The sequence below is a fragment of the Sphaerotilus natans genome, from assembly GCF_900156335.1.
GTDB lineage: Bacteria > Pseudomonadota > Gammaproteobacteria > Burkholderiales > Burkholderiaceae_C > Sphaerotilus > Sphaerotilus natans.
On the sequence record NZ_FTMZ01000016.1, the window covers coordinates 84101 to 104356 of the forward strand.

General features: G+C 71.7%; 18 protein-coding genes. 16 read left to right on the forward strand and 2 right to left on the reverse strand.

What is annotated here, in order from left to right; translation table 11 throughout:
- Positions 1–75 precede the first annotated feature (75 nt).
- Complete coding sequence (locus BW996_RS14455) at positions 76–957, forward strand: cytochrome c oxidase subunit 3 (RefSeq protein ID WP_037481119.1); 882 nt, start codon at positions 76–78, stop codon at positions 955–957.
- Positions 958–988: 31 nt separating this feature from the next.
- On the opposite strand, the gene BW996_RS14460 is transcribed toward BW996_RS14455, so the two are convergent.
- A complete protein-coding gene (locus BW996_RS14460) occupies positions 989–1213 on the reverse strand; it encodes a DUF2909 domain-containing protein (RefSeq protein WP_037481117.1) in 225 nt (74 codons plus the stop codon).
- Here BW996_RS14460 and BW996_RS14465 point away from each other — a divergent pair.
- Genes BW996_RS14465 through BW996_RS14485 form a run of 5 tightly spaced genes read left to right on the forward strand, consistent with a single transcriptional unit; the run spans position 1200 to position 5542 of the window.
- Positions 1200–2012, forward strand: coding sequence for an SURF1 family protein (locus tag BW996_RS14465; RefSeq protein ID WP_241461945.1), 813 nt, complete (start codon positions 1200–1202; stop codon positions 2010–2012). The two genes, BW996_RS14460 and BW996_RS14465, sit on opposite strands and share 14 nt — an antisense overlap.
- Before the next feature lie 12 nt (positions 2013–2024).
- Positions 2025–2741 carry an SCO family protein gene (locus BW996_RS14470; RefSeq protein ID WP_037481116.1) on the forward strand — a complete coding sequence of 239 codons (717 nt, stop codon included), beginning with the start codon at positions 2025–2027 and terminating at the stop codon, positions 2739–2741.
- Positions 2738–3901: a COX15/CtaA family protein gene (locus tag BW996_RS14475; protein ID WP_037481115.1), complete on the forward strand. Its 1164-nt coding sequence runs from the start codon at positions 2738–2740 to the stop codon at positions 3899–3901. Before BW996_RS14470 ends, BW996_RS14475 begins: the two co-directional genes overlap by 4 nt.
- A gap of 46 nt (positions 3902–3947) precedes the next feature.
- Positions 3948–4862: a heme o synthase gene (gene cyoE, locus BW996_RS14480; protein ID WP_037481114.1), complete on the forward strand. Its 915-nt coding sequence runs from the start codon at positions 3948–3950 to the stop codon at positions 4860–4862.
- Positions 4859–5542: an SCO family protein gene (locus tag BW996_RS14485; protein ID WP_310732037.1), complete on the forward strand. Its 684-nt coding sequence runs from the start codon at positions 4859–4861 to the stop codon at positions 5540–5542. The genes cyoE and BW996_RS14485 overlap by 4 nt, the downstream gene beginning before the upstream one ends.
- A gap of 18 nt (positions 5543–5560) precedes the next feature.
- Here BW996_RS14485 and BW996_RS22510 read toward each other — a convergent pair whose 3' ends face one another.
- The gene (locus BW996_RS22510; RefSeq protein ID WP_037481113.1) at positions 5561–7489 is read right to left on the reverse strand and encodes a methyl-accepting chemotaxis protein; all 1929 of its coding nucleotides are present in this window, start codon (positions 7487–7489) and stop codon (positions 5561–5563) included.
- Between the two features lie 259 nt (positions 7490–7748).
- Between BW996_RS22510 and BW996_RS14495 the strand changes: the two genes are divergently transcribed.
- The 10 genes from BW996_RS14495 (at position 7749) to BW996_RS14540 (ending at position 20184) form a co-directional block, all read left to right on the forward strand.
- Entirely contained in the window at positions 7749–8570 is an 822-nt protein-coding gene (locus BW996_RS14495; RefSeq protein ID WP_162177971.1) for an ABC transporter permease, read from the forward strand.
- A 2-nt stretch (positions 8571–8572) separates the two neighbouring features.
- Positions 8573–9280: an ABC transporter ATP-binding protein gene (locus tag BW996_RS14500; RefSeq protein WP_051631846.1), complete on the forward strand. Its 708-nt coding sequence runs from the start codon at positions 8573–8575 to the stop codon at positions 9278–9280.
- The gene (locus BW996_RS14505; protein WP_037481112.1) at positions 9277–10404 is read left to right on the forward strand and encodes a KpsE/RkpR family capsule polysaccharide export protein; all 1128 of its coding nucleotides are present in this window, start codon (positions 9277–9279) and stop codon (positions 10402–10404) included. The genes BW996_RS14500 and BW996_RS14505 overlap by 4 nt, the downstream gene beginning before the upstream one ends.
- 28 nt (positions 10405–10432) lie before the next feature.
- Positions 10433–12073: a polysaccharide biosynthesis/export family protein gene (locus tag BW996_RS14510; RefSeq protein WP_037481110.1), complete on the forward strand. Its 1641-nt coding sequence runs from the start codon at positions 10433–10435 to the stop codon at positions 12071–12073.
- A gap of 218 nt (positions 12074–12291) precedes the next feature.
- Positions 12292–14193, forward strand: a complete 1902-nt coding sequence (locus BW996_RS14515; protein WP_217694725.1) for a glycosyltransferase family 4 protein — start codon at positions 12292–12294, stop codon at positions 14191–14193.
- Positions 14183–15157 carry a glycosyltransferase family protein gene (locus BW996_RS14520; RefSeq protein WP_037481108.1) on the forward strand — a complete coding sequence of 325 codons (975 nt, stop codon included), beginning with the start codon at positions 14183–14185 and terminating at the stop codon, positions 15155–15157. Before BW996_RS14515 ends, BW996_RS14520 begins: the two co-directional genes overlap by 11 nt.
- Positions 15141–15872 (forward strand): motility associated factor glycosyltransferase family protein, encoded by a 732-nt coding sequence (locus tag BW996_RS14525; RefSeq protein WP_076458970.1) that lies wholly within the window; start codon positions 15141–15143, stop codon positions 15870–15872. The genes BW996_RS14520 and BW996_RS14525 overlap by 17 nt, the downstream gene beginning before the upstream one ends.
- The gene (locus BW996_RS14530; protein WP_051631845.1) at positions 15869–17053 is read left to right on the forward strand and encodes a hypothetical protein; all 1185 of its coding nucleotides are present in this window, start codon (positions 15869–15871) and stop codon (positions 17051–17053) included. The genes BW996_RS14525 and BW996_RS14530 overlap by 4 nt, the downstream gene beginning before the upstream one ends.
- Positions 17054–17098: 45 nt before the next feature.
- A complete protein-coding gene (locus BW996_RS14535; protein WP_051631844.1) occupies positions 17099–18106 on the forward strand; it encodes a KpsF/GutQ family sugar-phosphate isomerase in 1008 nt (335 codons plus the stop codon).
- Positions 18103–20184, forward strand: a complete 2082-nt coding sequence (locus tag BW996_RS14540; protein WP_241461944.1) for a capsule polysaccharide biogenesis protein — start codon at positions 18103–18105, stop codon at positions 20182–20184. Before BW996_RS14535 ends, BW996_RS14540 begins: the two co-directional genes overlap by 4 nt.
- The last annotated feature ends 72 nt before the right edge of the window (positions 20185–20256 follow it).

The following is a 20256-nucleotide window of genomic DNA, read 5'->3' on the forward strand; positions in this document are numbered from 1 at the left end:
CGCATCCCGCTCGGACCCTCTTTCCGCCCCCCTTTCCCGGCAACCCCCAGAACACCCGGCTCCAGGAGACCCATGATGTCGGCAAGCACCCCGGGCCACGCGCCCTACTACTATGTCCCGGCGCCCTCGCGGCATCCGGTGATGATGTCGATCGGCCTGTTCTTCGTCGTGTTCGGCGCGGGCCAGTGGGTCAACGCGCATGCCTGGGGCATGTACTCGGTGCTGTTCGGGATGCTGTGGTGCGCCTTCGTGCTGCGCCAGTGGTTCGGCGAGGCCGCCGCGGAGGCCGAGGGCGGTCTGCTCAGCGACCGGGTCGACATCTCCTACCGCTGGAGCATGGCCTGGTTCATCTTCTCGGAGGTGATGTTCTTCGCCGCTTTCTTCGGCGCGCTGTACTGGGCCAGAGTGCACTCGGTGCCCAGCCTGGGCAATGCGGAGAACGCGCTGCTGTGGCCGGACTTCAAGGCCGCCTGGCCCAGCTCGGTGGCCGGCGCCACCGCCTCGCCGGCCGGCACCGTCGAGCCCTTCCGGACCATGGGCCCGTGGCCGCTGCCGACGATCAACACCGCGCTGCTGCTGACCTCGGGCGTCACGCTGACCATCGCGCACCATGCGCTGATCGCCGGCCGGCGGGCCTCGACCATCCTGTGGATGTGGATCACGGTGCTGCTGGGCGTGGTCTTCCTCGGCTGCCAGGCCTACGAGTACATGCACGCCTACCGGGACCTGAACCTGAAGCTGTCCTCGGGCATCTACGGCTCGACCTTCTACATGCTGACCGGCTTTCACGGCTTCCATGTGCTGGTGGGCACGCTGATGCTGCTGGTGATCACGATCCGGCTGATGAAGGGCCATTTCACCCCGGAGCGCCACTTCGGCTTCGAGGGCGCCGCCTGGTACTGGCACTTCGTCGACGTGGTCTGGCTCGGCCTCTACTTCATCGTCTACTGGATGTGAGCTGGCGCTGCGGAGGCCTGAGGGGCGGGCCTCAGCGGCCCGCCGGGATGCCGGTCGGCTCGATCCAGCCCATCAGATAGCCCAGCAGCACGAACAGGAACAGCGCGACCGACACGCCGACCCGGATGGCCAGCGCGCGCGCCATCCGCCCCTTCGGTGCCGCAGCACCGTCCGGCCCCCGGCGCAGCATGAACAGCCCGGCCGCCGCCAGGGCGAGCAGGATCAGGACCAAGGCAAGCGCGATGACGATCTTCATGGCCCGCGATTGTTCCAGCGCCCCCGCAGGCGCGACAGCGCAGGAACCCGGTGCCCGGCACCGGTCGGGCCGGGTCGCGATCGTCGCGGGCCTGCTGATGATCGCGCTGACCGCCCGGCTCGGCTTCTGGCAGCTCGACCGCGCGGCGCAGAAGCAGGCGCTGCAGACGCAGCAGGCCCAGCACGCGCAGCTGCCGGCCCTGGATGCCGCGACGCTGGCCCGCACGCCCGAGCAGAGCGCCGCGCAGCTGCAGCGCACGGTGCAGCTGCAGGGCCGCTGGGCGCCTGCGGCGACCGTCTTCCTCGATAACCGGCCGATGGCCGGCCAGGTCGGCTTCCATGTGCTGACGCCGCTGCGGCTGGACGACGGCAGCGCGGTGCTGGTGCAGCGTGGCTGGGCGCCACGTCACCGGCTGCAGCGCGATCTGCTGCCACCGGTGCACACGCCGGACGGCCCGGTGAGCCTGCAGGCGCGGGTGATCGCCGAGCCGTCGCGGCTGCGCGAGCTGGGCGCGGCCGTGCCGGCCGGTCCGATCCGCCAGAACCTCGACCTCGCCACCGCCGCCCGAGAGACGGGCCTGACGCTGCGCCCGCTGGTGCTGCTGCAGCTCGATGCGCCCGGGCAGCCGCCCGGCACCGACGGCCTGCGCCGCGACTGGCCGGCGCCGGACTTCGGCATCGAGCGTCACCACGGCTATGCGCTGCAGTGGTTTGCGCTCAGCGCGCTAGGCTCCGGGCTGCTGCTGTGGTTCGGATGGCTCCGGCCGCGCCTGTCCTCCCGCAACGATCCCGAGACCTGACGACGACCCGCCATGACCGATGACGCCCGCGCCCAGCCGCTGACCCTCGCGGTCCACGGCCTGCCCAGCCCGGAGGCCGCGCTGCAGAGCGCCGACCGCCGCACCCGCCTGGGCCGGATCAAGATGCTGCTGGTGCTGCTGGCCTGTGCCGCACCGGTGATCGCCTCCTACTTCACCTACCACGTCATCCGGCCGCAGGCCCGCACGCACCACGGTCAGCTGATCCAGCCGCCCCGCGAGCTGCCGGGCGCAGCCGAGCTGCCGCTGCAGGATCTCCAGGGCCGCGCGGTCGATCCCCGCACGCTCAAGGACCAGTGGCTGCTGGTGGTCGTGGCTGACGGCGCCTGCGACGCCGTCTGCGAGCGGCTGCTGTATGCGCAGCGCCAGCTGCGCGAATCGCTCGGCCGCGAGAAGGACCGGCTCGACCGGGTCTGGCTGGTCACCGGCGAGACCCCGCCGCGCGCCAATCTGCTGCCGGCGCTGGCCGGCGCGCAGGTGCTGTCAACCCCGCGCGCGGCGCTGGGCCGCTGGCTGCGGCCGGACGAGGGCCAGCCGCTGTCGGCCCATCTTTACCTGGTCGACCCGATGGGCATGTGGATGATGCGACTGCCCGCCAACTTCGAGCCGGCCAAGGCCAAGCGCGATCTCGACCGGCTGCTGCGCGCCTCCAGCTCCTGGGACCGGGCCGGCCGCGATCCGGCCATCGTCGGCGACGGAGCGGCACGGTGAGCGCGGCCCGCATCGACCTCGATCCGCTGCTGCCGATGCTGGGCTTCGGCGCTGCGCTGGCGCTGCTGGCGCTGGGCTGGCTGCTGTGGCGCCACCGCGGCGCCAGCACGCCGCAGCGGCTGCGCGCGCTGACGCTGCTGACGCTGGTGCTGACCTTCGACCTGGTGCTGTTCGGCGCCTTCACCCGGCTGAGCGACTCCGGCCTGGGCTGCCCGGACTGGCCGGGCTGCTACGGCAGCGCCAGCCCGCTGGGCGCGCACGCCGAGATCACCGAGGCCCAGACCGCGATGCCCACCGGTCCGGTCACGCACCGCAAGGCCTGGATCGAGATGATCCACCGCTACCTGGCCACCGGCGTCGGCGCGCTGATGACGGTGCTGATGGTCTGGAGCGCACTGGCGGTGCGGCGGCTGCGCCGCAGCGATCCGGCCGCGGCCGCACGCATCGCGCCGGGCTGGGCGGCGCTGGGCTTCGTCTGGGTCTGCCTGCAGGGCGCCTTCGGCGCGCTCACCGTCACGATGAAACTCTATCCGGCCATCGTCACCGCGCATCTGCTCGGCGGCATCGTCCTGCTGGTGCTGCTGGCGGTGCAGATGCAGCGCCACGATCCGCAGCCGCTGCGCTTGCCGACCGCGCTGCGCCATGCCGCCTGGGGCGTGCTGGCGCTGCTGGTGCTGCAGGTCGCGCTGGGCGGCTGGGTCAGCACCAACTATGCGGTGCTGGCCTGTCAGGACATTCCGACCTGCCAGGGCCGGTGGTGGCCTGCGATGGACTTCGAGTCCGGCTTCACGCTGCGCCGGCCGCTGGGCCATCTGCCCGACGGCAGCGTGCTGCCCTTCGAGGCGCTGACCGCCATCCACATGGCCCACCGGCTCGGTGCGGTGGTGGTGCTGACGGCGCTGCTGGCCTTCGGGCTGGCGCTGCGCCGCCAGCCTGGCGCCACGGGACCGGCGCGCGCGCTGCTCGGCCTGGCTGCGCTGCAGCTGCTGACCGGGCTGTCGAACGTGGTGCTGGACTGGCCGCTGCTGGCCGCCCTGCTGCACACCGGCGGCGCGGCGCTGCTGACAACCCTGATGGCGGCGCTGGTCGCGCGCAGCCATGCTCGACAGCATCGCAGCGCACCACGCGCCGTTCTCGACCCGCAGCTGATCCGCACCTGATCCGCGCCTGATCCGCACCGCATTGCCGTTTCCCGGGAGATTCGCCATGAGCTCGACCACCCTGCCCCCGAGCGCCGCCCCGCTGACCCGCTGGCGCCAGTACACCGCGCTGACCAAGCCGCGGGTGATCCAGCTGATCGTGTTCTGCGCGCTGATCGGCATGCTGCTGGCGGTGCCGGGTGTGCCGGGCCGGCACGAGCTCGGTCTGGCGCTGGCCGCCTCGGTCGGCATCGGGCTGGTGGCCAGCGCGGCGGCCGCCTTCAACTGCCTGATCGAGCAGCACATCGACGCCCGCATGAAGCGCACCGCCTGGCGCCCGACCGCACGCGGCGATCTGAGCCGCGGCCAGGCGCTGCTGTTCTCGGCCGGGCTCGGCGGCGCCGGCATGGTGCTGCTGCACCAGGCGGTCAACCCGCTGACCGCCTGGCTCACGCTGGGCACCTTCGTCGGCTACGCGGTCGTCTACACCGTGATCCTCAAGCCGCTCACGCCGCAGAACATCGTCATCGGCGGCGCCTCCGGCGCGATGCCGCCGCTGCTGGGCTGGACGGCGATGACCGGCGAGGTCAGCCCCGAGGCGGTCGGCCTGTTCCTGATCATCTTCCTGTGGACGCCGCCGCACTTCTGGGCGCTGGCGCTGTACCGCGCCGAGGACTACGCGCGCGCCGGCCTGCCGATGCTGCCGGTCACGCACGGCAGCGAGTTCACCCGGCTGCAGATCCTGCTCTACACCATCGTGCTGGTGCCGGCAACGCTGCTGCCTTTCATCCAGGGCCTCAGCGGCCTGCCCTATCTGTTCGCGGCGCTGGTTCTGGGCGCGCTGTTCATCGCCCGGGCGTGGAAACTCTGGCGCGGCTACAGCGAATTGCTGGCCCGCAAGACCTTCCGCTTCTCGATCTGGCATCTTTCGCTGCTGTTCGGCGCCTTGCTGATCGACCATTACCTGAGACCCTGGCTGTGACCGCGACCTCTGACCGACGCCCTGAACAACACGCCCTGCCCTCCTCGCCCTGTTCCTCGCGACGCCGGCTGCTGCGCCGCGCCCCGGCCGCGCTGGCGCTGCTGGGCACGGCCGGCGGCGCCCTGCTGGCCGGCTGCGAGCGCAGCGCCTCGCCCATCGCCTTCAAGTCGCTCGACATCACCGGCGCCGACTACGCGCGCCAGCTCGCGCTGACCGACGCACGCACCGAGCAGCCCTTCCTGCTGTCGAACCTGAAGGGCAAGATCGCGGTGGTCTTCTTCGGCTTCACCCAGTGCCCGGATGTCTGCCCGACCACGCTGGGCGCGCTGGCCGAGACCCGCCAGCTGCTCGGCGCGGAGGGCGACAAGCTGGTGGGCGTCTTCGTCACCGTCGACCCGAAGCGTGACACCGCCGCGCTGATGAAGGCCTATGTCGGCAGCTTCAGCCCGGACTGGGTGCCGCTGCGCGGCTCGGCCGACGAGGTCGCCGCCGCCGCCAAGGAGTTCAAGATCTTCTACCGCGAAGTGCCGGGCAAGACCGAGAGCAGCTACACCATCGACCACACCGCCGCCTCCTACGTCTTCGACACCCAGGGCCAGGTGCGGCTCTACGTGCGCCACAACACGCCGCCGGCGGACCTGGCCGCCGACATCCGCACGCTGCTGGCTCAGGCGGGCTGAACGGCAGCCGGGCGCCCGTCAGGCAGCGACGCGAAAGCGCGCCACCGCATCCACCAGCTGCTCGGCCTGGGACTTGAGCGTGCCGGCCGCGGCCGCCGACTGCTCGACCAGCGCGGCGTTCTGCTGCGTGGCGCGGTCCATCTGGGTGACGGCCTGACCGACCTGGGCCACACCGGTGCTCTGCTCGGCGCTGGCGGCGCTGATCTGCGCGACGATGTCGCTGACGCGGCGGATCGACGCGACCACCTCGCCGACCGAGCGGCCGGTCTGGTCGACCAGCGACACGCCCTGCTCGACGCGCTCGACGCTGGCCGAGATCAGCGCCTTGATCTCGCGCGCGGCCTCGGCCGAGCGCTGCGCGAGGTTGCGCACCTCGGTGGCGACCACCGCGAAGCCCCGGCCCTGCTCGCCGGCGCGTGCGGCCTCCACCGCGGCGTTCAGCGCCAGGATGTTGGTCTGGAAAGCGATCGAGTCGATCACGCCGATGATGTCGCCGATCTTGCGCGAGGCCTCGCTGATGCCGCCCATCGTGCCGACCACCTGCGACACCATCTGGCCGCCGCGCGAGGCCAGCTCGGAAGCCTCCCGGGCCAGGCCGTCGGCCTCGCGGGCATGGTCGGCGTTGTGGCTGACGGTCGAGCCGAGCTGATCCATCGTCGCGGCGGTCTGCTGCAGCGCCGCGGCCTGCTGCTCGGTGCGCGAGCTCAGGTCGATGTTGCCCTGCGCGATCTGCGCGCTGGCGGCGGCGACGCTGACCGCGTTCTCGCGCACCGTGCCGACCACCTCGGTCAGCGACAGGCGCATCGCCTCCATCGCCTGCATCATGCGGCCGAGCTCGTCCTCGCTGGTACGCAAGGGCTCCGGCGAGAGATCCCCGGCGGCGATGCGTTCGGCCATGCGGCGTGCGTCATCGGTCGCCTGCAGGATCGAGCGCACGATCGAGCGGGCCAGCAGACCACACAGCCCCACCATCAGCACCGACAGGCCGATCACCAGCCACTCGTTGCGCTGCAGCCGCTCGGTGCGGTCCTGCAGCGCAGTGGCCAGCGCCTCCGACGCCAGGCCGTGCACCGCAAAGACCTGGTCGATCACCTTCGTGGTGGCCTGGAAATACTCGGCCGAGGGCAGGGTCAGCACCTCGGCCTCGATCAGCTCGGTGCGCAGCGTCTCGCGGGTGCGCTCCACCCCGGCGCGCGCCTGCTCGATCGGGCCGGTCATGCGCTCGCGCAGCGCCGGATCATGCTCGAGCGCACGCTCCAGCGTGGTCAGCAGCTGGTGCATCTCGCCACGCGCCGACTCGCTCAGGCCGCCCAGCATCGCCCGGTCGGCCACCGTGGCCTGCCCGCGCGCCAGGATGCCCGAACCGCTGCCACGCAGCTTGCCAAGCTGCTCGGTGAGCTGAGGCAACTGCGTCATCGTCGCGATCACCAGGTGATAGGACACCGGCTCGGGATCGAGATCCAGGCCGTAGTGCGAGACGAGACGACCATGCAGGTCCAGCTGCAGCTCGACCAGCGCGGAGTGGCCGGCAAAGCTGGCGGGCGCCGCCAGCTGCCGCTGCGCGACCTGGGCGGACAGCGTCTTCCATTGCTGCTGCGCCTGCTGCCAGCCCTCGGCGAACTTCGGATCCTCGATGCCAGCGGCCAGCGCGGCGAACTCGCCCAGCGCCTGGTCGACCTCGCGCTGGCGCTCGGCGCGCTGGCCTTCGGCCTCCGCCTTGCCGCCGAGCACCGTGGCGGTCAGGCCGCGGTGCTGCTGGGTCAGCCGGATCAGCTTCAGCAGCGCCGCCGAAGGCTGCAGGCCCGCCACCTCCTGTCGGGTGTACGCCAGCTCCGCCTCGGCATCGACCAGGTAATAGGTCATCGGCGGCGCCAGCATCAGTGCGCCCAGCAGCGCCAGCAGGCCGAACTTGTGCGACAGACGCAGCCGGTGGATCAGATTGCTCATCTTGAACTGCTCGTGAGGTCATGACCGACGCCTGCGGGACGGACCCCCCGTCCGCCTCCCTGGCCGGCACCGCGGATTTATCGGTTCGAGCGCGAGCATTCAGCAAACGGAACAGCGGCCTTTGCACCAGCCATCACCGCGGACTGCCGGGCCCAGTTCATGCAGCGCCCACCACCGACACGCACGACCAGCGATCTGGCTGGCGATGCGCGCTCTTTTTGCACTTAAGTCCGGCCAGGGGCTGCCTAGCATCGGTCCCATGCTGTCCCAGACCCGTCCGCACCCGACCTCCCGCCCGCGCCGCGGGGCCTGGGGCGTGATGCGCGACGTGCTGTTCGCGCTGTTCCTGCGCGAGCTCAAGACCCGGCTCGATGGCCGCTGGACCACCGCGCTGTGGGTGATCGGCGAGCCGCTGGCCGGTGCGCTGCTGATGCTGGCGCTCTACACGCTGATGCGCACCCGCGAGATCGCCGGCGTCGACACGGTGCTGTTCCTGCTGAGCGGGCAGCTGTCCTTCATGCTGCTGCGCTCGCTGGTGCTGCGGCTGATGGAGAGCATCGACGCCAATCTGGGTCTGTTCGCCTACCGGCAGGTGCGTCCGGTCGACGCGGTGCTGGCCCGCGCCGGGGTGGAGCTGGCGATCTTCGGCGGCATGGCGCTGCTGATCCTGCCGGGCGCGGCCTGGGCGGGCCACGGCCTGCTGCCGCACGACCCGCTCGGGCTGCTGCTGGCGCTGCTGCTGCTGGCGCTGCTCGGACTGGCCGGCGGACTGCTGGCCGCCGTCGGCACGCATGGCGCGCTGGCGCTGCTGCGGCCGGTGCTGAAAATGGCCTTCATGCCGCTCTACCTCGGCTCCGGCGCGATCGTGCCGCTGGCGCATCTGCCGCAGGGCCTGCGGGAGTGGCTGCTGCTCAGCCCGCTGCCGCACCTGATCGAATCGATCCGCATCGCGCTGTTCGGTCCGGCCTATGCGGCGCCCCAGGGCATCGGCCTGACGCTGCCCCTGGTCTGGGCCGGCCTGGCCACGCTGCTGGCGCTGCTGCTGCTGCAGCTGCGCGGCGACCGTCTGCAGGTGGCCTGACCATGCTGGAGATCATCGGCCTGTGCAAGAGCTATCCCGGACGGTCGGGGCTGCGTCCGGTCTTCCGCGACTTCAGCCTGTCGGTGCCGGACGGGCTGAGCATCGGCCTGATCGGGCCGAACGGCGCCGGCAAGTCGACGCTGATGCGCCTGCTCGGCGGCCTGGAGCGGCCCGATCGCGGCCGCATCCTGACCGACGAGCGCATTTCCTGGCCGATCGGCCTGGCCGGCGGGCTGCAGGGCTCGCTGACCGGGCGCGACAACGTGCGCTTCGTCTGCCGCATTCATGCCAGCGACCACGCCGAGCTGCGCGAGCGCGAGGCCTTCGTCGAGGACTTCGCCGAGATCGGCGAGGCCTTCGACCTGCCGGTCAAGGGCTATTCCTCGGGCATGCGCTCGCGGCTGATGTTCGGCCTGGCGATGGCCTTCGACTTCGACACCTATCTGATCGACGAGGTCACCGCGGTCGGTGACGCGGCCTTCCGCGCCAAGTCGCGCCGGCTGCTGGAGGCGCGGCTCGGCCAGGCACGCGTCATCTACACCAGCCACAACATGGACGAGATCGCGCGGCTGTGCCAGCGGGTGGTGCTGCTGCGCCCCGGCGCGGCGCCGACGCTGCACGAGAGCGTGCGCGAGGGCATCGCCGCCTACCAGCAGCTGGGGCGCGAGCAGACCCGCTCGCCCGTGGCGGTCCACGGAGAAGCGGCATGAGCGCCCCGCCCCGTCTGGCCGCTCGGCTGACCCCGGCTCGGCTGGCGCTGCTGCTGATCGGCCTGCCGATGCTGCTGGCCTCGATCTACTTCGGCCTGATGGCGCAGGACCGCCATGTCAGCACCTCGGTGCTGACGGTGCGCCGCGCCCATGACGAGCCGGCCGGCGCAGGCGGCCTGGCCATGCTGCTGGGCGGCGCGGGCGGCGCCGCGCAGGACGATGTGCGGCTGCTGCGCGACTACATGCTCTCGGAAGGCCTGCTGCACCAGCTCGACGCCCGCTTCGGGCTGCGTGCGCACTACGGCGCCCCGAAGCGCGACCTGCTCTACCGGCTCCGGCCCGACAGCCTGCGCGAGGATCTGGCCGACTACTGGCGCGCCCGCACCTCGGTGCGTCTCGACGAGATCAGCGGCCTGCTGACAGTGCAGGTCCAGGCCTTCGACCCGGTGATGGCGCAGCAGCTCAACGCCGCGCTGCTGGCCGAGTCGGAGCGCTTCGTCAACACGATCTCGCAGCGCATCGCCACCGAGCAGATGGGCTTCGCGCAGCGCGAGCTCGAGCGCGCCGAGCAGGCGCTGGCCACCGCACGCGCCGAGCTGCTGGACTTCCAGGCCCGCCACCAGGTGATCGACCCGCTGGCCGACGCCCAGGCCAGCGGCGCGCTGGCGGCCGAGCTGCGCGCCCAGCTGGCGCGGCTCGAGTCGGAGCTGAGCACCAAGCAGACCTATCTGAATCCGGAAGCGGCCGAGCTGGTGACGCTGCGCGCCCAGGTCGCGGCGCTGCGGCTGCAGATCGAGCGCGAGTCGCGTCTGGCCACCCGCGCGGGCCGCCAGCCGGACACCACGCAGACGCTGCACCGCCTCGCCGCCGACTTCCGCGAGCTCCAGGCCCGCCATGCGCTGGCCGAGGCGCGCCAGCGCAGCGCGCTCGGCTCGGTCGAGGCCATGCGCATCGAGGCCGGGCGCAAGGTCCGCAACCTGGTCGTGATCGAGCCCCCCACCCGGCCCGAGCGCGCCGAGTACCCGCATGCCGCCGCCAGCCTGCTGACGCTGCTGCTGAGCTGCGTGGTGCTCTACGGCATCGTGCGCCTGACGGTGGCGACCGTGCGGGAACACCAGGACTGATCCGGACCGGACCGCACACGAGACGCCGATGAAACGCCACCTCCTGTCCACCGCCCAGCCCACCCTGCTCGCGCTGCTGGCGACGTTGCCGCTGCTGCTGGCACTGCCGGGTGCCGGCGCACAGACGCCCGCCCCCGCTGCGCCAGCCACACCGGTGCCGGCATCGACGCCGGCCGCCTTCGGCTGCGCGCCGGTCTTCGGCAGCCAGCTCTTCGGCGGACGCTTCGCGCAGCAGTCGCTCGGCGGCTTCAACCCCGACTACCGCATCGCGCCGGGCGACCGGGTGACGCTGCGGCTGTGGGGCGCCTTCAGCCTCGACACGACCCAGGCGGTCGACCCGCGCGGCCATCTCTTCCTGCCCAGCATCGGCCCGGTGCGGGTGCAGGGCGTGCGCAATGCCGAGCTCGACGCGGTGGTGCGCGAGCAGGTCGCGCGCACCTACCGCGCCAATGTGCACAGCTACGCCAGCCTGGAGGCCGCGCAGCCGGTCAAGGTCTATGTGACCGGCTTCGTGCGCCAGCCCGGCCTGTACGGCGGCCTGTCGTCGGACTCGGTGCTGCGCTATCTCGACCTGGCCGGCGGCATCGATCCGGAGCGCGGCAGCTTCCTGGCGGTCGAGCTGCTGCGCGCCGGCGAGCTGCGCGCACGCATCGATCTCTACCGCTTCCTGCTCGAAGGCCGCATCGAGCCGCTGCAACTGCAGGACGGTGACACGCTGCTGGTGGCGCCGCGCCGCGCCAGCGTGAAGGTTTCCGGCGAGGCGGCCAACGCCTGCGCCTTCGAATTCGACGGCCCGCGCCTGCCCGGCGCGGCGCTGATGGCGCTGGCCCGCCCGCGTCCCGGCGCGACCCACATGGCGGTGGTGCGCCAGCGCGGCCCCGAGCGCCGCAGCGAATACCACCCGCTGGCCGAGGCTGGCGCGGTGCTGCTGGACGACGGCGACGAGGTCAGCTTCACCGCCGACCGCATGCCCGGAACCCTCCTGGTGCGCATCGAGGGTGCGCACCGCGGCGAGCGCACCCTGGTGCTGCCCTACGGCGCGCGGCTGTCGGATGCGCTGGCGCGGCTGCGCCCGGCGCCGCTGGCCGATCTGGGTGCGCTGCAGCTGCAGCGCCGCTCGATCGCGCAGCGCCAGAAGGAGATGCTCGGCCAGGCGCTCGACCGGCTGGAGGCGCAGGCCCTGACCGCCCGCTCGGCCACCAACGAGGAAGCCCAGCTGCGCGGCCGCGAGGCCGAGCTGGTGCTGCAGTTCACGGGCCGCGCCCGCCAGATCGAGCCGCGCGGCCAGCTGGTGCTGCCCGACCCGACCCGCGCCGGCGACACCCCGCTGGAGGACGGCGACACGCTCGTCGTGCCCGAGCGCTCGGCGCAGGTGGCGGTGCATGGCGAGGTGCTGTTCCCGATGGCCATCGGCCACGACCCGGCACGCCGCGTCGACGACTACCTGCGCCTGGCCGGCGGCCCGTCCCAGCAGGCCGACACCAGCCGGGTGCTGCTGCTGAAGAGAAACGGCACCGTGGTCGAGACCCGCGGCGATGTCGTGCCCGCCCCCGGCGACGAGCTGATGGTGCTGCCCAAGGCCGAGACCAAGCGGGTCGAGGTGGCGCGCGGCATCACGCAGGTGCTCTACCAGATCGCGGTGGTGGCGAAGGTGGCGCTGGGGCTGTGATGGACTATCTGCTCGTCGACCCGTTCGGTCAGGTCACGAGCGGCGTCACCAGCTACAGCCTCGCGGCCTGCGACAGCCTGCGACGGCTCGGCCTGAAGGTGGCCATGATCACCCGCCGTCCAGACGAGAGCATCGAGGACATGCGGCGCCGTCTGCCCGGCGAGGTGGAGCGTCTGGCCGGCCCGTCCACGCTGGTCGAGGCCCCGGAGACGCTGGCGGTGACGCGTGACCTGCCCTCGGGCACGCGCCTGCACATCCGGCTGCACGGCTCGCGCCATTTCGGCGCCTGGCTGCAGGATCGGCATCGGCCGCGCGACGAGGCCGGCATCGCGGCAGAGCAGCACGAGATCGGACGTGCGCACCATGTGTCGGCCCCGTCGCTGGCAGCGCTGCGCAGCCATACCGACCACATGGGCCCCCTGCCCGAGGCCACGACGATCCATCCCCACCCCTGTCCGAGACCGGATCCACCGGTGTCCGCCGATGTTCACCCCGACGTCGACGTCCTGTTCCTCGGTCGCTGGCAGGATCTGAAAGGGCGCAGCTTCCTGCTCGAGCTGCAGCGCCGTCTTCCGCATCGTCGCTTCGCGGTCGCCTGCGGCGAAGAACGCCCCGCCAGTCTGCCCGCCTCGATCCGGCATCTGGCGGCCGCCACGCCCGTCGAGCGGGCCGCGGCGCTGGACCGGTGCCGGCTCGTCGTGCTGCCCAGCCTGTTCGAGACCGTGTCGATGGTCGCGCTGGAGGCGTGGTCGCGCAGCCGACCGGTGGTGGCATGGAACCATCTGGGCATTGCCGAATATGCGGGCTCGCCCTTCCTGCATGGCGCCCGGCCGTGGCGAATGGACGATCTGGCTCGCCGCACCGAAGAAGCGCTCGAATCCAGCCTCTGTTGCGACTTCAGTTTCCTGACCCGCTCTCTAGACTGGGATTTCCAGCAGTCGACACGTGCACTGATCGACGGCCAGCCGCTCAGCTCGACCCGTCTGCGCCCCCCAGCCGACTGCGCCGACCTCGCCCAGGTCCTCGACACCATGCCTGCCCTGCCTCACCCCGACACGATGCACCTTTTCCAGCGAAGGATGCGCAAGCTGCTGCGCGATCCCGCGGCCTACTGGCGGGATTCGGCTCTGCGCCGGCAACTGGCACGACTGCGGCCAAGAGCCCCCTCGACGCCGACGGCACACGCCAGCATCGAACAGCGGCCCCAACCGCAACCCGCCGCTCCCGAGCCACCGGGCGAGCCTGTGGTGGCGCTGCTCGCACAATCTGCACCCACTGCACCGGCCCTCCGTCGGCCAGGCGTCGCCATCGGACACATCGGCCCGTCCGGCCTGGTCAAGCTCAAGACGCCCGCCAAGGGCGTGGAGGGCTGGCGCATCGCGCTGCTGCATGCGCACGACCAGCCGGAGCAGGCGGACACGCTGATCGAGCACCTGTCCAGCTTCGAGGATTTCGCGCCGACCCGCGCCGACCGCATCAGCGTCATCTCGTTCGAGATCGATCCGCATGAGTCCTCCGTCTCGCTGATCAACCGGATCGACCAGAAGAACAAGGAACTGATCGGGCAGATCGACCACCTGGTGATGCTGGATGCACCGGTGGCCCTGGCGCGGGCGCTGCGCTGCTGCAGCCCGAGACTGCGCACGCTGATGATCTCGACCCACGGCGACGATCTGCCCGGGCCGGACGATGCCGACATGCATGTGTGCATCGATGCAGCGGCAGAGAAAGGCGAGTCCGCCTCATGGCGGCGGGAGATCACGATCGCCTCGGCGGATCGGCTCCCCCTGACCGTGATGCGGCTGCTGCGCGAAACCGGGCCGAAGTCGCTGGACATGCTGCTGCAGATCCTGGGTGAGCCGGTCTTCGATGCGGCCCTGCATGACGTCGACACCCGGCGCTTCCAGGGGCTGATCCGCCTGGACGGCGCCCCCCCTCCTCCGGCCGAGACCATGCACGAGTTCATCGCGGCGCTGTGCCCGCGCATCAGCAGCCTGTACGTGTCCGAGTCGGTCTACATGCGCTACCGCAGCCTGTGCGCCCCCATCGAGGCCGGCGGCGACCCCGCCGCCCTGATCGAGGCCTGCCTGCACGACGGAGTTCTGTTCGATGTCGCTTAAGGTCCTGCATCTGTCGCCCACGCCGCTGGTAGCGGCCCCAGGCAAGCTGTCGCGCGCGCTGCGGCAGGCCGGTCACGACTCGCTGTGCGTCGCGCTGAACGACTATCCGAAGAACGGCCCGCTGCATGGCAAGTTCATCGACGACGTGACGCTGCTGGCCGAGGCCAGCAGCGAGGTGAAGGATCTGGTCGACGGCTTTGCCCGTGCCGCCGACGTGATCCACATCCACAACGACCTGCCGGCCAGCACGGTGCAGTGGCTGCGCGAGCTGTCGCCACGTGCGCGCTTCGTCTATCAGGTCCACTCCCCGCTGCGCGAAGGCCCGCTGTACTTCGAGCGTGCGCCTGCGCTTGGCCTGCCCATCAGTCGCCATCTGGTCGTGGGCCAATACCAGCCCCGCCACTATCCCGACTACCTGGCCGTGCCCAATCTCGTGCTGGACGAGCCCTTCTTGGCGCCCCGCCGCGACGACGAGCCGCTGCGGGTCCTGTTCAGCCCGACGCACAGCCGCACCGGCCGCTGGAACGCGAAGTATTCCGAGCGGCTCGAAAAGGTGCTGCGCACGCTGCATGACCTCAAGCGCGTCGAGATCGTCTGGCCGACGGCACCGCTGTCGCCGTCGACGCTGATGGCGCTGCGCCGTACCTGCCATGCCTCGATCGACGAGATCGTGACCGGTGCCTTCCACCAGGTCTCGATCGAGGGCCTGTGCGCAGGCAACGTGGTCATCAATCGGGCCGACTTCTTCTCGAAGTCGATGATGGCCTGCTGCGCCCGGGCGCCGGAGCTGCCCCCGTTCGTGCACGCCGACGAGAGCTCGATCGAGGACGTGCTGATCGATCTGGCGCTGTCGCCGCGGCGCACCGCGGAGCTGCAGGCAGCCTCGTTCCGCTATTTCGACGCCCATCTGCGCGCCGACCGTCTGGTGAACCGATTCGTGCACATCTATGAGACTCTTCACTGACCCCTGGGCGCACCTGCGCGGCCGCCATGGCGGCGAGACGGCCTTCATCCTGGGCAACGGCCCCTCGATCTGCCGCGAGGACCTCTCCCGGCTGCGCGGCCGGCTGAGCATCGGCATGAACGCCTCGACCCAGCTGGAGGTGGCACACGGCTTCGTGCAGACCTACTACACCGTGTCGGACCGGCGCTTCCTGACACATCCCGACAAGCGCCGCTGGGCCACCGGCGACCTGAATCCCGGCACGGTGCGCGTGCTGCGCGCCGACCTGCGCCCCGACGACGATCCCGGCCCGAACCGGACGCTGTACACCCCGCACATCCGGCGTGACGGCTGGTCGCGCGATCTGGGCATCGGCTTCCACTACGGCTGCACGACGACGATGCTGGCGGTGCAGCTGGCCGCCCACCTCGGCTGCAGACGCATCTGCCTGCTCGGCGTCGACCTGCGCTATGCCCCGGAATCGCCGCGCTTCTATGCCGAGGTCGATCCGCAGGTCGAGGATGCCTTCACCTCGGTGCAGATCTGGAACCTGTCGAACGCAGGCAGGGTACTGCGCGCCGAAGGACGCGAGCTGATCAACTGCAGCGAGTCCTCGCTGCTGCGGCCCTATCTGCCCTTCGTGCGCTTCAGCGAGCTGGCCGACCTGCCAGCCACGGACGACCCGGCCGTGAAGATCGGCACGCGGGACACCGACACAGCCTGCTGCGCAGGATGAGTGCCCGCCTGCTGCCCGCACGCTGGCGCGAGCTGCGCGAGTCGCTCGCGCTCGAGCCGGACATGATCGACCCGGGCGGACCTCTCGACGGCGTGATCGGGAAGATCGAGGCCTGGCTGGCACGCGTCGCACCCGACGTGTCCGCCGGCACCGCGCGACGCCTGGTGCTGCAGCTGGCCGGCCACCTCTTCCCGGCCCAAGCCCGGCCGAACACCGCGGACATCGTCGATCTGGCCGTCCACCGCTGTCTGCAGCCCGGCGCCCCCCGCCCTCCGGCCCATGCGACCTATGCCGACTGGAAGGCCGTCACGGATCCCTGGCTGGCCGACACATCGTCCGCGGTCGCACCGGCCCTGGCCGGCGCGCTGCCGCTGCGTGACGAGGTCTGCAAGCTCGTCTTCGCGATGCTCGCAGGCCGCATGCCGTTCTCGCGCGAATATGTGCTGAAGCACTATGAGCGGACGCTGCACGGCAAGCCCTTCCTCCTCTTTCCGGCCCCGACTGGAACCGTGCGTCGGCTGGTCGTGCTGTTCTCCGGCTTTGCAGGTCGCAAGACCTTCAACCGCTACTCCTGGTACTGGGACGAAAGCGAGGCCTGGCAGGGCGACACCGCACGGCTCTTCCTGTGCGACGAATCCAGCCACTGGTATGTCGGTCCCGCGGACAGGGATGAGCGAGGCGTCTGGCGCGACATCATCCTGTCGACGCTGAAGTCGCTGGGCCTGCAGCGCTCGCAGGTCATCACGCTGGGAGGGTCGATGGGAGGCTACGGTGCGCTGCGCCTCGCGATCGAGCTCGGCCTGCGGGCAGCCATCGCGGTCAACCCTCAACTCGATCTGCGCTCCGCGCTGCGCTACAAGGAAGACTCCTGGGAACGGCAGATCAGGGCCTGCGGACCAAACTTCCAGGACATCGCCGACCTGATCCACCGGCACGAAAGCTGCCCTGTGCTCTATCTCGAGCACAGCCAGAGCCCCTGCGACAGCAGCGGCGTGACCGAGGTGCTCCAGGCCCTGCGCGAGCACGGCGGCCTGGTCATCGAGCACACCACGTGCGACCGCCACCACCAGAGCGACCGACCGAGCCGGGAACAGATCGAGTCGCTGATCCGCTTCGTCGAGAGCTTCCCGCAGGCATGCGCCGGTCCGACCACCACTCCGACAGACCTGGCCCGATCCTGAACCGCCACACCACCCTCGCCACACCCCACAACGCCCTCGTCGAACATGTCCAGATCCACGCCCCTCGCCCAGGCCCGTCGCGTCATCGCGATGGAAATCGACGCCCTCTCGGCCATGTCGGCCCGGCTCGGACCCGAGTTCGAGCGGGCGGTCGCGCTGATCCTGCGCTGCGCCGGCCGCGTCATCGTCTGCGGCATGGGCAAGTCCGGCCACATCGGGCGCAAGATCGCCGCGACGATGGCCTCGACCGGCACCGCGGCCTTCTTCGTGCATCCGGGCGAGGCCTTTCACGGCGATCTCGGCATGATCCTGCCGGAGGATGTCGTGCTGCTGATCTCCAACAGCGGCGAGACCGACGAGCTGGTGCGGCTGCTGCCCTTCCTGCAGCAGCAGGGCAATCCGATGGTGGCGATGACCGGCCGGGCCGACTCGGCGATCGGGCGCGCGGCCGACGTGGTGCTCGACATCGGCGTCGGGTGCGAGGCCTGCTCGAACAACCTGGCGCCGACCAGCTCCACCACCGCGACGCTGGTGATGGGCGACGCGCTGGCCGTCACGCTCTCGGTGCTCAAGGGCTTCCGGCCGGAGGACTTCGCGCGCTTCCACCCCGGCGGCAGCCTGGGCCGGCGCCTGCTCACCCGCGTGTCCGACGTGATGCAGCGCGAGCGGCTGCCCTTCTGCGCCGAGAGCGCCAGCTTCCGCGAGGTGGTCCACGCCATCACCCGCGGCCGGCTGGGTCTGGTGCTGGTGGGCACACCGGCCGCGCTGGCGGGCATCATCACCGACGGTGACATCCGCCGCGCCTTCGAGCGCCATGCCAATCCGATGAATCTGAGCGCCGCCGACATCATGAGCGCCCGCCCGCGCACCGTCGACGCCGACACCCGGCTGGCCGAGGCGGAGAGCTGGATGCGCGAGCTGCGCGTGCAGGCGCTGGTCGCGCTGGATGCGCGCCAGCAGGTCTGCGGCGTGGTGCAGCTGCTCAGCCAGGAGCCGGGCTGGAGCGCACCGGCTCCCGCGCCCGATCTCGCGCTCGAGACCCGCGGGCCGTGACCCTCGCCGATCGCCTGCTGCCTGCGCAGGGCGCCCACGATCCGCGCCCCGGCCTGGCGCGCCTGACCGTCGGCCTGCGCCGGGTGCCCACGCTGGCGGCGATGCTGCCGGAATGGCGCATGGTCGACCGGCGCGCGCCCGCCGACGTCGCCGCGGTCATGGCCTGGGGCCACCGCCCCAGCGCCGAGGTGGCTGAGGCCTTCGCCGCGCGCCACGGCCTGCCGCTGATCCGCGTCGAGGACGGCTTCCTGCGCTCGGTCGAGCTGGGCAGCCGCTGTCCGCCGCTGTCCATCGTCGTCGACGATCTGGGCGGCATCCACTACGACCCGCACCGGCCCTCGCGGCTGGAGCAGCAGATCCTGCAGTCGCACGACGGCGCGGCGGTCGCGCGCGCGCTGGCGCTGCAGCAGCAGTGGGTCGAGGCGCGGGTGTCGAAGTACAACCACGTACGCGACGGCCTGCCCGGCGCGCTGCGCCACGAGGCGGCCCGCGCTCCGGTGCTGGTGATCGACCAGACCGCGGGCGATGCCTCGATCGCCGGCAGCGGCGCCGACGCGGCCAGCTTCCGGCACCTGCTCGAGGCCGCGCTCGACGAGCATCCGCACGCGCCGATCTGGCTGAAGGTGCATCCGGACGTGATCGCCGGGCGGCGCCGTGGCCATTTCGAGGCGCTGGGCGCGGCCACCTCGGCGCGGGTCACGCTGATCGCCGGCGACGTGCATCCGCCGGCGCTGCTCGAGGTCTGCCGCGCGGTCTATGTCGTCAGCTCGCAGATGGGCTTCGAGGCGCTGCTGCACGGCCGCCCGGTGCGCTGCTTCGGCCTGCCCTTCTACGCCGGCTGGGGCCTGACCGAGGACCGCCTGCCCGCGCCCGAGCGCCGGCGCGGCCAGCCGCGCACGCTGGCCGATCTGGTCCATGCCGCGCTGATCGCGCATCCGCGCCATCTCGACCCCGAGACCGGCCGGCGCTGCGAGCCCGAGCGGCTGATCGAGCACCTGGCGCTGCAGCGGCGCATGCGCGCGCGCTGGCCGGCGCAGGTGCAGGCGCTGGGCTTCTCGCACTGGAAGCGGCCGATCGTGCAGGCCTTCCTGCAGGGCAGCACGGTCGAGCCGGTGCGCCAGCCGCAGCAGCTCGACCCGGCGCGGGCGGTGGCGGTCTGGGGTCGGTGCGACCTGCCGGGCCTGCAGCCGGGCACGCCGGTGCTTCGGCTGGAGGACGGCTTCGTGCGCTCGGTCGGCCTGGGCGCCGAGCTGGTGCAGCCGCTGTCGTGGATCGTCGATGACCTGGGGCTGCACTTCGACGCCAGCCGCCCGAGCCGGCTCGAGCAGCTGCTGCAGCACCACGCCTTCGACGAGCCGCTGCGCCGGCGTGCCGCCGTCCTGCGCCAGGCGCTGATCCAGGCGGGACTCACGAAATACAACGTCGGCCAGGGCGACTGGCGCCGGCCCGAGGGCCCGCGCCGGGTGGTGCTGGTGCCGGGCCAGGTCGAGACCGATGCCTCGATCCTCTGGGGCTGCGCGCAGGTGCGCGACAACGCCGCACTGCTGGCTGCGGCGCGCCGTGCCGAGCCCGGGGCCTGGCTGGTCTACAAGCCGCATCCGGACGTGCTCGCCGGCCTGCGCCGCGGCGAGCGCGACACGGTCGTGCCCGGCCGCGACTGCGACGAGGTGGTCACCACCGCCCCGATGCACCGGCTGCTCGACCAGGTCGACGCGGTGCATGTGATGACCTCGCTGGCCGGCTTCGAGGCGCTGCTGCGCGGGCGCGAGGTCATCACCTGGGGCCTGCCCTTCTACGCCGGCTGGGGCCTGACCGACGACCGCGCGCCGCCCGAGTCGCCGGCGCTGCGCCGGCGCCAGCGCCGGCTGCAGCTCGACGAGCTGGTCGCCGCGGCGCTGATCCTCTATCCGACCTACGTCAGCCGCCGCTCGGGCGCCTTCACCACGCCGGAGCGGGCGCTGCGCGAGCTGATCGAGTGGCGCGACACGCCGTCCACCCGCGGCGAGCGGCTGCAGCGCCTGCGCCGCCAGCTGCGGCTGAAGCTGCTGGGCACGCTGGCGCGGCTGCTTGGGCGCTGAGCCCCCCTCATGCCCGGGGCGGCATGAACGGGATTGACCGCCGGGCGGCGCACTTATCCCGCCTTTCCCGCC

What these genes read in the sequence shown, in the direction of transcription:
- BW996_RS14455 (WP_037481119.1), top strand. Translation starts at nt 76, where the DNA reads ATGTCGGCAAGCACCCCGGGCCACGCGCCCTACTACTATGTCCCGGCG.
- BW996_RS14465 (WP_241461945.1), top strand. Translation starts at nt 1,200, where the DNA reads ATGACGATCTTCATGGCCCGCGATTGTTCCAGCGCCCCCGCAGGCGCG.
- BW996_RS14460 (WP_037481117.1), bottom strand. Translation starts at nt 1,213, where the DNA reads ATGAAGATCGTCATCGCGCTTGCCTTGGTCCTGATCCTGCTCGCCCTG.
- BW996_RS14470 (WP_037481116.1), top strand. Translation starts at nt 2,025, where the DNA reads ATGACCGATGACGCCCGCGCCCAGCCGCTGACCCTCGCGGTCCACGGC.
- cyoE (WP_037481114.1), top strand. Translation starts at nt 3,948, where the DNA reads ATGAGCTCGACCACCCTGCCCCCGAGCGCCGCCCCGCTGACCCGCTGG.
- BW996_RS22510 (WP_037481113.1), bottom strand. Translation starts at nt 7,489, where the DNA reads ATGAGCAATCTGATCCACCGGCTGCGTCTGTCGCACAAGTTCGGCCTG.
- BW996_RS14495 (WP_162177971.1), top strand. Translation starts at nt 7,749, where the DNA reads ATGCTGTCCCAGACCCGTCCGCACCCGACCTCCCGCCCGCGCCGCGGG.
- BW996_RS14500 (WP_051631846.1), top strand. Translation starts at nt 8,573, where the DNA reads ATGCTGGAGATCATCGGCCTGTGCAAGAGCTATCCCGGACGGTCGGGG.
- BW996_RS14505 (WP_037481112.1), top strand. Translation starts at nt 9,277, where the DNA reads ATGAGCGCCCCGCCCCGTCTGGCCGCTCGGCTGACCCCGGCTCGGCTG.
- BW996_RS14510 (WP_037481110.1), top strand. Translation starts at nt 10,433, where the DNA reads ATGAAACGCCACCTCCTGTCCACCGCCCAGCCCACCCTGCTCGCGCTG.
- BW996_RS14520 (WP_037481108.1), top strand. Translation starts at nt 14,183, where the DNA reads ATGTCGCTTAAGGTCCTGCATCTGTCGCCCACGCCGCTGGTAGCGGCC.
- BW996_RS14525 (WP_076458970.1), top strand. Translation starts at nt 15,141, where the DNA reads ATGAGACTCTTCACTGACCCCTGGGCGCACCTGCGCGGCCGCCATGGC.
- BW996_RS14530 (WP_051631845.1), top strand. Translation starts at nt 15,869, where the DNA reads ATGAGTGCCCGCCTGCTGCCCGCACGCTGGCGCGAGCTGCGCGAGTCG.
- BW996_RS14535 (WP_051631844.1), top strand. Translation starts at nt 17,099, where the DNA reads ATGTCCAGATCCACGCCCCTCGCCCAGGCCCGTCGCGTCATCGCGATG.